The organism is Ruegeria sp. AH12 (assembly GCF_056541465.1).
In genome coordinates this window covers 69,525-80,200 of the sequence record NZ_JBQFYL010000017.1, presented here as the reverse complement: position 1 = coordinate 80,200, position 10,676 = coordinate 69,525, and the positions used below count along the sequence as shown (strand labels likewise).

The window sequence follows — 10,676 nt, the reverse complement described above, 5'->3', positions numbered from 1 at the left end:
CCGATCTTCCAGGTTGCCGACTTCGGTCTGGTTGCCGATCTGTTCCAGGCGGTGCCGGAACTGACTGAGAAACTCGGCTGATCTGACAGACCAGGTTTTCGCTGAAGACCGTCGAAAGGCCCGCCGACAGGCGGGCCTTAGTCGTTCAGATCCCTGAGATTAGGCAAGATGGCATCCGCAATGGCGCGATGCGCGGCGGGGCCGATCATGTGTTCGGCCATTGGTTGCTGCAACGTGCCAAACAGCACATCCTCAAGCATCTCAGACGCACCTGATACGGCAACCTCGGCTTTGACCATTTTCGCGGCAAACGGTCTAAGTTGATCCATCATCGCATTGCTGATCTGTATCAGGGTATCCTCGACACTCTGCACCCGACTCACCGTGAGATGCAGCAGAAGAACCGGAATTTCGATGTTTAGCAGCAAGGTTTTCATCGCCTTAACCCAGCCTTCTTGCAGCTCCAGGGCGACCATCTCAAAACGGGCATCCTGATTGGCCTGAAGCCGGTTCAGCAAATGGAGCACAAAATTGATCTCGGTAAAGTCAATCTCGGGATACAACGCCAGAAGGTCTGGCATAGGGGCAAGGAAGCGGTCGTTACGGCGAGGATGCACGCGATAGAATCGATTCGATTGACCGTGCACCTCGGGCAGTTGCAGAATACACATCTGGCCGCCATTGATCAGCTCCAGCAAACCCTCGTCGCCAACAATGGCATCAACACCCGAAAACAGGCTGCCCAGGTTGACGCATGTCTGCCGCAATTTGCCTTGAAGAACAGCGGGATACGGGTGCTCGACAAACCGCCCAAAGGTTTCATCCATGCCAACGCAGGCCACATAGGGACCATCCAGCGCATTGGCAGGCCCGCGAAACCACAGTTTCGACCCAGAATACTGACATAGTTCGCCCCCGGTCACGCCGGAGCCTGTCTGATGATAGCTCATCTCACTCACCCATTTTCACCCAACTGCCATCTTGACGCCCCAGATGTTGAGATTTTCCTAATGTGCGCATTTGAAGCGAATTGCGGCCATACCTGCCCCTTGCCGCCCGCCCCGAACTGCCGATACTGTCGCCCATAACGCGCAGGGCAAAGGCAGCAGAACATGGATGTGAAATCGGTCGGAGTTATTGGCGCAGGTCAGATGGGCAACGGTATTGCTCATGTGCTGGCCTTGGCGGATTACGATGTCCTGCTGAACGATGTCAGCCAAGATGCGCTGGACCAGGCGATCAATACGATCCAGGGTAACCTGGCGCGTCAGGCCTCACGCGGGAAGATCAGTGACGAGGCGATGCAGGCTGCGTTGCAGCGGATCACAACAACGCTGGAACTGCCGCGGCTGGGCCAGACCGATCTGGTCATTGAGGCCGCAACCGAGCGCGAGACGATCAAACAGGCCATTTTCGAAGACCTGCAACCGCATCTGCTACCACATACGATCCTGACGTCGAACACCTCGTCGATCTCAATCACACGACTGGCCAGCCGGACAGATCGGCCAGAGCGGTTCATGGGATTTCACTTCATGAATCCGGTTCCCGTGATGCAATTGGTCGAATTGATCAGAGGGATCGCAACCGATGAGCCAACCTATGCTGCGTGTAAAGCAGTGGTGGACCGTCTGGGCAAAACCGCCGCGAGTGCCGAAGATTTCCCAGCCTTCATCGTGAACCGCATCCTGATGCCGATGATCAATGAAGCCGTGTACACGCTTTATGAAGGCGTAGGGAACGTTCAGTCCATCGATCAATCCATGAAGCTTGGCGCAAACCATCCGATGGGGCCATTGGAACTGGCGGATTTCATTGGGCTTGATACCTGCTTAGCGATCATGAATGTGCTGCATGACGGATTGGCGGATACAAAATACCGCCCCTGCCCGTTGCTGACCAAATATGTCGAAGCCGGATGGTTGGGTCGCAAAACGGATCGTGGCTTTTATGACTATCGCGGTGAGGTTCCCGTGCCCACACGCTGAGGGGGCCAGCCCCCTCGCCCGGATGGTATCCGGGCTCACCCCCGGATATTTCTGGCCAGATGAAGAGTGGATCAGGGTCTATCTGATGTGCCCAAGGACATGGTGCGATCCCGGAGCCACGCCATGAACCCGCGCGGATCACGTTCCAGAAGCTGCATATCTTCGTCAGAGATCGGCTCTCCGATGACCGGAGATTGCGGTTTGTTGCAAGAGCGGACGATCTCATGCAGCAACAATCCCTGGCGTAGGATCGGCGACAGTTTATTTGCAATCTGATAGGCACGTGAGTTACGACCCGGGAAATAGATCGGAACGACCGTCGCACCCGAGCGGCGGATCATTTTGGCAGTGAAAACATTCCACTCGCGTTCAATCGCCGGGCCGAACCAATCGTCCGAGGACATCACCACCCCAGAGGGGAACAGCGCGACAACGCCACCATCCTTGAGGTGGTCCATCGCCTTACTGCGCATTTCCAGCATTTTTGCTTGCGCTTCGGGGTCGTGCGGAAACGGTACCGGGATCATGAACGACGTGGCGGCCTCATCCAGGCCGGTCAGAACCGAACGTGTCAGGATGCGGTAATCACTGCGGACGCGCCCGATCAATTCTGCAAAGATCATACCATCCACCATGCCATGCGGGTGATTGGCAACAACGACAACAGGGCCGGTTTTCGGAATACGCGCGATCTGTTCTTCGGGCGTTGTAAGGGTAATGCCCATGGTCTTGAGCGCCCCGCTCCAGAACCGTTGGCCACGATACAGCTCGTTCTTCTTTTCGAACTTGTTGACCATCCTCAGAATGGTCAGCTTGCCGGTGCACCATTCGATGGCGCGAATAGCGGTCGCGGTCCAGGCATCGTCGAACGAGTTCGCATAGGTGAGCGTTCTACGATCGTAGATCTCGCCCTGATCCTCGGTCCCGTTTACGATCGGGCCTGTCTTGGTCTCGTGCGTTGTTTCCGCCAATTCCTGGTCTTCCCGTAGTTCCTGTCCCGGTGGGGCGGTTTAGAACCCTTCTCCGAACTTGTCATTCACAAGCGCTTCCAAGGCTTCTGCCAATGCCTCAGCATCCGGTCCCGAGGTCTGAACGTCAATAGTCGTTCCGCGTGAGGCTGCCAACATCAAAAGGCCCATGATGCTGTCGCCGGATGCAGAAAGGCCATCCTTGGAGACTTCGGCATTGGCATCAAACCCCTCGACAACCTCAACCAGTTTGGCGGAGGCACGGGCGTGAAGGCCTTTTTCATTAATGATTTTCAAGCTTCGGTTGGTCATTTCAATCTGTCCGGTCTTAGTCCAATGTCACATTTTGTGCATTGATGTATTTGCGTCCAGCCTCCATCGCCTGACGTACTGCGTCAGCGACAGGCAGGTGGCGGCTTTTGGCCAATTTGATCAACATGGGTAGGTTCGCGCCATAGAGGATTCGGCGATCCTGTGGCGCACAGGCCTTGAGGCTGAGGTTCGAGGGGCTGCCGCCGAACAAATCGGTGACGATCACAACGCCGTCACCCAGATCAACCTCATTGGCCGCGCGGCATATTTCGGCCTGTTTCTCTTCGCGGTCATGATCGGCTTCGATCGCGATCGCCGCCAAACCAGGTTGCGCCCCCACCACATGCTGCATAGCGGCCAGATATTCCTGAGCCAAGCCGCCGTGCGCTACGATTACAATCCCGATCAATCCGGCCTCACATTCAACGCGCGTCGTTCCATTTCGCGGTGTCTAATTGCCACCTGCTGGCCCTGTTCTGCAAGGGCCTTTGCAACCGCTTCAGCCATTGCCACCGATCTGTGTTGCCCGCCGGTGCAGCCAAACGCCACCGACAGGTGCGCCTTACCCTCGGCGCGAAACGCCGGCAGCAGCAAATTTAGCAGATCGGTGATCCGGTCAAAAAACGGCGCATAGTTCATATCCGATTGGACATAGTGCGCGACATCCGGGTTTCGACCATCTGCCGACCGCAATTCGGGTCGCCAATAGGGGTTTGCCAGAAATCGGCAGTCGAAAACCATATCCAATCCACGCGGCAGACCGCGCTTGTAGGAGAACGATTCAATCGAGACCGCCAGATGCCGTCCGTCTTTGGGCGCGAACCAGCGCTCAACCTCTTCGCGCAACTGGTGCACGTTTAACCCGCTGGTATCGATCAGAGTATCAGCGATCTCTCGAATGGGCGCCAACAGCTCTTTTTCACGACGAACGCCGGTTTCTGGTCCCTCATCCTGAGCAACCGGATGGCGCCTGCGGGTTTCGGAAAAGCGCCTCAGCAACACATCATCGCTGCAATCCAGATAGAGAACTGTCAAATCCACCTGGGGCATGCGGCCCAGCTTCTCGGCTAGTTCGATAAAACCGATGGTCGAAAAATCCCGGTTGCGCGCGTCGATACCAAGGGCCATGGGTCGGTCAGCCTCCGCCCCGTCCATTAAACGCGCCAGAAGCCCCATGGGCAGGTTATCGATAGCCTCAAAGCCCAAGTCTTCCAGCACATGGATCGCTGTCGAGCGGCCTGCACCCGACGGCCCTGTCACCAGAACGGTTCGCTTTTGCGATGTCATTTCGTCGGCCATTCCGGGTCTACGCGTCCGAATCTGAGAAGTTGCAGCAGGGCTGGTGCCAAATTGGGCACAGCAGCGCCCCGAAGCAAGGGCACATTGCGCCTAAGCAGCGGGATCGTGATCGGGCCAGGCAGGCGCGCCGTCTCTTGCTGATCCAGATCCACCACGAAATGCAGAACTGTGGAGGTCGCGACCTCCACCCTGAGCAGCCCAATCCCACGGGCTTCGATCAGACCGGCAATCTCGGGTACGGGTGAGGCCATGATACAGTCTCGTGCCATCCCAAGATCGACCTGATCATCTCCCACCAACTGCGCGCCCAGCGCCATCATTTGCAGAGCTAAAGAGGATTTACCCGAACCTGAGGCCCCCACGATCAATAGCCCCCTATCAGCGACAGTGACACAGCTGGCATGAACGCGGGCGCTGTCCCGGTCTGCCGCATCTTTCAGGGATGGGATTTTCATTGGATCAGACAGGCAGCCCTACGACAAAACGCGCGCCTAGCGGGTCCGAGGTGACATCCGCCTCTGTCGGGCGGATATTTTCAGCCCAGATCACGCCGCCATGTGCCTCGACTATCTGCTTTGAGATCGCAAGACCAAGGCCGGAATTGTTGCCAAAATGCTCGGCTGGACGCTGCGAGTAGAACCGTTTGAAGATCTTTGTCAGGGCCTGTTCCGGGATCCCGGGGCCAGTATCTTCGACTACAACCAACACTCGATTGTCCCGCTGGCGCACCCAGACGCGGATGGCGTCGCTTTCCTCGCAGAACGAAATCGCGTTGGTGATGAGGTTAACGAACACCTGTGCCAGACGCGCCTCTAGCCCGTTCACCACGATCGGATCGGCAGGCAAGTCAGTGATATAATCGATACCCTGCGCACGGGCATCCTCGCCCAAAAACTGCCCGATATTGCCAAGCAGTTTAAGCAGATCGAAAGGCTGTTCTTCCTCTTTGACCAGTTCCGCATCCAGACGCGACGCGTTCGAGATGTCGCTGACCAAACGATCCAGCCGCTTCACGTCATGTTCAATCACACCCAGAAGCTTCTCGCGCTGATCATCGCGTTTGACCATACGCAGGGTTCCGACGGCGGATTGCAGGCTGGCAAGCGGATTCTTGATTTCATGCGCGACATCGGCAGCGAATTGTTCATTCGCATCAATCCGATTGTACAGCGCAGTCACCATACCCCGCAGCGCGCGGCTCAACCTGCCAATTTCATCCGGTCGGGCGCTGAGGTCCGGAATGCGAATGCGCCCCGGATTGACACCTGTGCCCCTGTCCTTCCCCATTTCGGCCGCCGAGGCGAGATCTGCCAGCGGGTTGGCAATAGTCGAGGCCAGAACCAGGCTAAGGCCGATCGAGACAAGCAGCGCAACAACAAACATCTGAAGGATGCGTTCCTGTTCACGCCGCGCCAACGCATCAATTTCTCCCGCAGGGCCGGACATTGCAACGGCACCAGCCGGAACGCCTTCATACAGGATCGGGGCGGCGGCCACGATCACCGTATCTCCCGCATCATCCTGCACAGCCTTAACCTGAGTCTGGCCCACCAGCGCCTGCGGAATGATAGCCTGCACCTGTTGTGCCAATGTCGGAGCCTCGGTGTCCGAAGACCAGTTGAATATGCGCGACAATCCCGTCCAGACCGCATTCAAGGCGTCACTGATGACGGTGCCGCCCGTCCGCATCTCGGTGTCGGGTCGCAAAAGAACGGGAAGCTCAGACGCTTGCGGCGCGCCCCGTGTCCAGCCGATAAGCGTACCGCTGGCATCGTAAACAAAAACCTCGCCCCCTTCGGGCAGGCTGAGGCCAGCCAGCGTGTCTTTGACGTCAAGTTGGCTTGTATCCTGCGACGATTGCACAACACCCCGTCGCAACTGTGTTTCGAACACATTGCTGACCAATTGGGCGTCACCCATCAGGTTACGTGCGGTCTGCTGCACCTGCTCGGAGCGCGAGTCGTCCAGATACAGCAAACCCGTGACCAGGATCACAAGGGCAATCAGGTTGAAGGTGATGATCTTGCGGGCCAGAGGTGATCCGCGCAAAGAAAACAGGTTCCTGCGGGATCGCTTCTCTCGTAACTCCGCAGACTCGGGATCCTGGGGGATAACCCAGTCATCCCCAAGAACGACATCACCGTCGCGCATTTCATTGGCTTGTTCGGTGTCGCGCACGGGACCCCATTACCCCTTGTAGATGGCCGCGCCTATTCTTCGTTGTATCTGTACCCGATACCATACAGGGTTTCGATAGCCGAAAACTCAGAATCCGCGGCGCGCATTTTCTTGCGCAGACGCTTGATATGGCTGTCGATGGTGCGATCGTCCACATAGACCTGATCGTCATAGGCCACATCCATCAACTGATCCCGGCTTTTGACAAAACCCGGTCGTTGCGCCAGTGCCTGTAGCAGCAGGAATTCGGTCACGGTCAACGAGACATCGGTGCCTTTCCAACTGACCGCATGGCGCAACGGATCCATACGCAGTTCTCCGCGCTCCATGACCTTTGTGTCGCCGGTTGCGGCAACTGTTGCATCACCGCTGGTGGCCTCTTGCCGACGCAGCAGCGCACGAATGCGCTCAACCAGCAGACGTTGAGAGAATGGCTTTTTGACATAGTCATCGGCCCCCATACGCAGGCCAAGAACCTCATCAATCTCGTCGTCTTTCGAAGTCAGAAAGATCACCGGCATTTGCGTCTTCTGGCGCAGCCGCTGCAACAGGTCCATCCCGTCCATACGCGGCATTTTGATATCCAGAACGGCCATATCCGGCAGTTTCTTGTTGAACGCGTCCAGCGCGGCCTGTCCATCATTGTAGGTTTCAACCTCGAAACCTTCGGCTTCGAGCGTCATGGATACGGACGTCAGAATGTTTCTATCGTCATCCACCAGTGCAATCTTTGACATCGGGCTTACCCCTATTCCTGCTCACTTACGCAATAATACGCTTTTTTGTAAGGTATTGTTGGCGTTTTTGCTGATCCGAATCAATCCGTAACCCTGAATCGTGCCATTCTTGCGGCAGCTATGCGGCAAAAATGCCTTGCCACCCGCAAAAAGCCGCCCAGTTTTCCGACAGGAAATTTTTGGTGGCGCTAAACCTGAACTTGGTTGCGCTAACTGCGCCAAACCGTCCTGTTCACGCCCTAAAGGACCATGATAAGACCCGCGCATCGGCCGGTTTTTCCCGGCAAACTGCCCCAAAGGCGCACCCGGCCCAACACGCCACAGCGCCGCCACAGGAGAAGACACGCATGACATCTGGACGGGTTAACCCGCAATTCCGCCTCGAAAATCAGGGGATCGAGGGCCTGGGCAATGTCTATTACAACTTCATGGAACCGGCGCTGATCGAAGAGGCGCTGAAGCGCGGCGAAGGCACGCTGGGCAACGGCGGTGCCTTTTTGGTCACCACTGGTAAGTTCACCGGCCGCTCGCCCAAGGACAAGCATGTTGTCAAAACCGACAGCGTTGCCGACAGCATCTGGTGGGAAAACAACGCCGCCATGAGCCCGGAGGGGTTCAATGCGCTCTATGAAGATATGCTCGAGCATATGAAGGGCCGCGACTATTTCGTACAGGACCTCGTTGGCGGAGCTGATCCTACCTATTCAATCAATGTGCGCATGGTCACCGAGTTGGCCTGGCACAACCTGTTTATCCGCCACCTGCTGCGCCGTCCCGATCGTGAGGATCTGGACGAATTTATCGCAGATTTCACCGTTATCAACTGCCCCAGCTTCAAGGCCGACCCGAGCAAGCACAACTGCCGCAGCGAGACAGTGATTGCGTTGAACTTTGACCGCAAGCTGATCCTGATCGGCGGCACGGAGTACGCAGGTGAGAACAAAAAGTCCGTCTTCACCCTGTTGAACTACATGCTGCCGGAAAAAGGCGTGATGCCGATGCACTGCTCGGCGAACCACGCAGTGGGCAACCCGGTCGACACAGCCGTCTTCTTCGGCCTTTCGGGCACCGGCAAGACAACGCTGTCCGCTGACCCTGCCCGCGTGCTGATCGGTGACGACGAACATGGCTGGTCGGATCGTGGTACCTTTAACTTTGAAGGTGGCTGCTATGCCAAGACGATCAACCTGAATGCCGAAGCTGAGCCTGAGATCTACGCGACAACCAGCAAGTTCGGCACAGTCATCGAAAACATGGTCTTCGACCCCGAAACCAAGGAATTGGATTTCGACGACGACTCGCTTACCGCGAACATGCGTTGCGCCTATCCGCTGGAGTATATCTCGAACGCCTCCAGCAGTGCTTTGGGTGGCCACCCCAAGAACATTATCATGCTGACTTGTGATGCGTTTGGCGTCCTGCCTCCGATCGCACGTCTGACACCGGCGCAGGCGATGTATCACTTCCTGTCTGGCTTCACCTCAAAGGTTGCAGGCACCGAGCGTGGCGTGACTGAGCCGCAGCCGACCTTCTCGACCTGCTTTGGCGCACCATTCATGCCGCGTCGACCCGAAGCCTATGGCAACCTGCTGCGTGATAAGATCGCCCAGCACGGCGCCACCTGTTGGCTGGTCAACACCGGTTGGACTGGCGGCGCTTATGGTGTGGGCAGCCGGATGCCGATCAAGGCGACCCGCGCGCTGCTGACTGCTGCGCTCGAAGGGTCTCTGGCCGATGCCGAATTCCGCAAGGATGCCAATTTCGGCTTTGACGTGCCCGTTTCAGTGCCCGGCGTTCCCGAAGTTCTGCTGGACCCGCGCCGTACATGGGACGATCAGGCAGCCTTTGACAAGCAAGCCGAGAAATTGGTGCAAATGTTTGCCGAGAATTTTGAGCAATACATCCCCTTCATCGACGACGACATAAAATCGGTCGCAATCGGCTAAACAGACAGGGGCGCTAGCGCCCCTTCTTTTTTGCGTCATCAATATGGTGCTTTAACCTTCAATAGTTACGCCACGGCACCATTCTCAACAATTTTATTGTTTTGACACTCAGATTGAGATAGGCATTTTGCCCATTACCAAGACCTCCGATGCAACTGCGTCGGAACCAAAACAGAAAGCACCACAGGGTTTCTCGCGCCTGCATACTCACCTCTGCAGATCGGGCCACCCAAATAGAAGAGTAAACCACTTACACGGGGATACGTGCCAGCGCGCAAATTGTTGAACACCCAAATTCAACCGATTTCGCACCACCAGGACTGGACGGTGTCAGGCACGAAGCAAGACAGGTAAAATATGACAGAAATTTCGAAACTGACCGAGCTGCGCAAGTTGATGCAGAGCATGGAGCGTACATTGGGGCTGGAGAATCTCTCGCCGGTCGAACGCGACATCTACTACGCGGCCGAGGAGCTGTCGAAGGCAGATCAAGAGGTTCGGACGTTCGGCTTGATCGAACACACACTGGTCCAAAGAGTTTCGCGCCCGACTTTTTTTCGAGCGCTGAAATCGTTGGTTGAAAAAGGCTATTTGTCTCAAAGCGGCAACGCAAATCGAGGGCGATACATCGTTCATGCGCCCAGATAAACTGCGCCTCTTACGCGTCATCGGTTGATCCCGGTGCGCAGGTGGGTCACCGAAACTTTCTTTGCCTCTTTGGCTTATGTGGTCGCATCACTCCTCACCTTTGAGGTTTTGATGCCGCTACAGAACATGTTCTTCCCAGAATACCCCAGCCGGGCAAGCCTGCTGTTTCTACCGCACGGAGTGCGCGTGCTATCCGCTTGGCTATTGGGTTGGAGGGCGATCTTTGCCCTGTTACCGGGGGTCATTGCGGTTTTTGCAATTCTGGGTGGGGCGGATCTGTTCCTGCCCAGCCGCCTGATGGCCATTGTCATAGCGGTCACAACCGTGCCGTCGGTGTTCTACCTTCTGAAATGGGTGGGTTGGGATTTGTTCCCAAGAGCCGACAGAAAGCCCTGTTGGATTTGCGTCATGGGCGTTGGCGTAATCACGTCAATTCTGGTCTCTGGCCTGACCAACATGGCCTTTGGCAGCGCGACGGTCGAATATGTTGCCTTTTTGATCGGCGATATCTCGGGCCTGTTTTTCCTGATGCTGGGGTTGTATTTCGCGTTTCGCTTTGCAGATGGGCGGCGCTGAAACCAACAATATGTACAGCGTCAA

At 56.5% G+C, this 10,676-nt stretch carries 13 protein-coding genes and 1 pseudogene; 5 read left to right on the top strand and 9 right to left on the bottom strand.

Going from position 1 to position 10,676, the window contains the following annotated elements; all coding sequences use genetic code 11:
* A pseudogene (locus ACR0EL_RS18995) lies at positions 1–81 on the top strand (electron transfer flavoprotein subunit alpha); the annotation flags it as partial.
* A gap of 56 nt (positions 82–137) precedes the next feature.
* Here ACR0EL_RS18995 and ACR0EL_RS18990 read toward each other — a convergent pair.
* Complete coding sequence (locus ACR0EL_RS18990; protein WP_480501597.1) at positions 138–950, bottom strand: DUF6473 family protein; 813 nt, start codon at positions 948–950, stop codon at positions 138–140.
* A gap of 162 nt (positions 951–1,112) precedes the next feature.
* Here ACR0EL_RS18990 and ACR0EL_RS18985 point away from each other — a divergent pair, with 162 nt between their 5' ends.
* Positions 1,113–1,988 carry a 3-hydroxybutyryl-CoA dehydrogenase gene (locus ACR0EL_RS18985; protein ID WP_170531309.1) on the top strand — a complete coding sequence of 292 codons (876 nt, stop codon included), beginning with the start codon at positions 1,113–1,115 and terminating at the stop codon, positions 1,986–1,988.
* A 71-nt stretch (positions 1,989–2,059) separates the two neighbouring features.
* On the opposite strand, the gene ACR0EL_RS18980 is transcribed toward ACR0EL_RS18985, so the two are convergent.
* From ACR0EL_RS18980 to ACR0EL_RS18945, 8 genes are read right to left on the bottom strand one after another with little or no spacing between them, the layout of a single operon-like run.
* On the bottom strand, positions 2,060–2,959 hold the full coding sequence (locus ACR0EL_RS18980) for a lysophospholipid acyltransferase family protein (protein WP_480501596.1): 900 nt from the start codon (positions 2,957–2,959) through the stop codon (positions 2,060–2,062).
* A 39-nt stretch (positions 2,960–2,998) separates the two neighbouring features.
* Positions 2,999–3,268: an HPr family phosphocarrier protein gene (locus ACR0EL_RS18975; RefSeq protein ID WP_170531313.1), complete on the bottom strand. Its 270-nt coding sequence runs from the start codon at positions 3,266–3,268 to the stop codon at positions 2,999–3,001.
* Positions 3,269–3,284: 16 nt separating this feature from the next.
* Positions 3,285–3,677: a PTS sugar transporter subunit IIA gene (locus ACR0EL_RS18970; protein ID WP_170531314.1), complete on the bottom strand. Its 393-nt coding sequence runs from the start codon at positions 3,675–3,677 to the stop codon at positions 3,285–3,287.
* Positions 3,674–4,555, bottom strand: coding sequence for an RNase adapter RapZ (rapZ, locus tag ACR0EL_RS18965; protein WP_480501595.1), 882 nt, complete (start codon positions 4,553–4,555; stop codon positions 3,674–3,676). Before rapZ ends, ACR0EL_RS18970 begins: the two co-directional genes overlap by 4 nt.
* A complete protein-coding gene (locus ACR0EL_RS18960) occupies positions 4,552–5,022 on the bottom strand; it encodes an HPr kinase/phosphorylase (RefSeq protein ID WP_480501594.1) in 471 nt (156 codons plus the stop codon). Before ACR0EL_RS18960 ends, rapZ begins: the two co-directional genes overlap by 4 nt.
* Positions 5,023–5,026: 4 nt before the next feature.
* Complete coding sequence (locus ACR0EL_RS18955) at positions 5,027–6,745, bottom strand: ATP-binding protein (RefSeq protein WP_480501593.1); 1,719 nt, start codon at positions 6,743–6,745, stop codon at positions 5,027–5,029.
* 32 nt (positions 6,746–6,777) lie between these two features.
* A complete protein-coding gene (locus ACR0EL_RS18950) occupies positions 6,778–7,482 on the bottom strand; it encodes a response regulator (protein WP_170531319.1) in 705 nt (234 codons plus the stop codon).
* A gap of 21 nt (positions 7,483–7,503) precedes the next feature.
* Complete coding sequence (locus tag ACR0EL_RS18945; protein ID WP_480501592.1) at positions 7,504–7,827, bottom strand: hypothetical protein; 324 nt, start codon at positions 7,825–7,827, stop codon at positions 7,504–7,506.
* Between the two features lie 2 nt (positions 7,828–7,829).
* Between ACR0EL_RS18945 and ACR0EL_RS18940 the strand changes: the two genes are divergently transcribed.
* The 3 genes from ACR0EL_RS18940 to ACR0EL_RS18930 all read left to right on the top strand — a co-directional run bounded on the left by ACR0EL_RS18940 (position 7,830) and on the right by ACR0EL_RS18930 (position 10,652).
* Positions 7,830–9,428, top strand: a complete 1,599-nt coding sequence (locus ACR0EL_RS18940; protein ID WP_480501591.1) for a phosphoenolpyruvate carboxykinase — start codon at positions 7,830–7,832, stop codon at positions 9,426–9,428.
* Positions 9,429–9,785: 357 nt separating this feature from the next.
* A complete protein-coding gene (locus ACR0EL_RS18935; protein ID WP_170531325.1) occupies positions 9,786–10,076 on the top strand; it encodes a hypothetical protein in 291 nt (96 codons plus the stop codon).
* Between the two features lie 111 nt (positions 10,077–10,187).
* Positions 10,188–10,652, top strand: a complete 465-nt coding sequence (locus ACR0EL_RS18930) for a hypothetical protein (protein ID WP_480501590.1) — start codon at positions 10,188–10,190, stop codon at positions 10,650–10,652.
* Positions 10,653–10,676 lie beyond the last annotated feature (24 nt).

Coding starts and splice junctions, on each gene's coding strand:
- ACR0EL_RS18960 (WP_480501594.1), bottom strand. CDS start 5,022: ATGAAAATCCCATCCCTGAAAGATGCGGCAGACCGGGACAGCGCCCGC.
- ACR0EL_RS18990 (WP_480501597.1), bottom strand. CDS start 950: ATGAGCTATCATCAGACAGGCTCCGGCGTGACCGGGGGCGAACTATGT.
- ACR0EL_RS18950 (WP_170531319.1), bottom strand. CDS start 7,482: ATGTCAAAGATTGCACTGGTGGATGACGATAGAAACATTCTGACGTCC.
- rapZ (WP_480501595.1), bottom strand. CDS start 4,555: ATGACATCGCAAAAGCGAACCGTTCTGGTGACAGGGCCGTCGGGTGCA.
- ACR0EL_RS18930 (WP_480501590.1), top strand. CDS start 10,188: ATGCCGCTACAGAACATGTTCTTCCCAGAATACCCCAGCCGGGCAAGC.
- ACR0EL_RS18985 (WP_170531309.1), top strand. CDS start 1,113: ATGGATGTGAAATCGGTCGGAGTTATTGGCGCAGGTCAGATGGGCAAC.
- ACR0EL_RS18940 (WP_480501591.1), top strand. CDS start 7,830: ATGACATCTGGACGGGTTAACCCGCAATTCCGCCTCGAAAATCAGGGG.
- ACR0EL_RS18975 (WP_170531313.1), bottom strand. CDS start 3,268: ATGACCAACCGAAGCTTGAAAATCATTAATGAAAAAGGCCTTCACGCC.
- ACR0EL_RS18935 (WP_170531325.1), top strand. CDS start 9,786: ATGACAGAAATTTCGAAACTGACCGAGCTGCGCAAGTTGATGCAGAGC.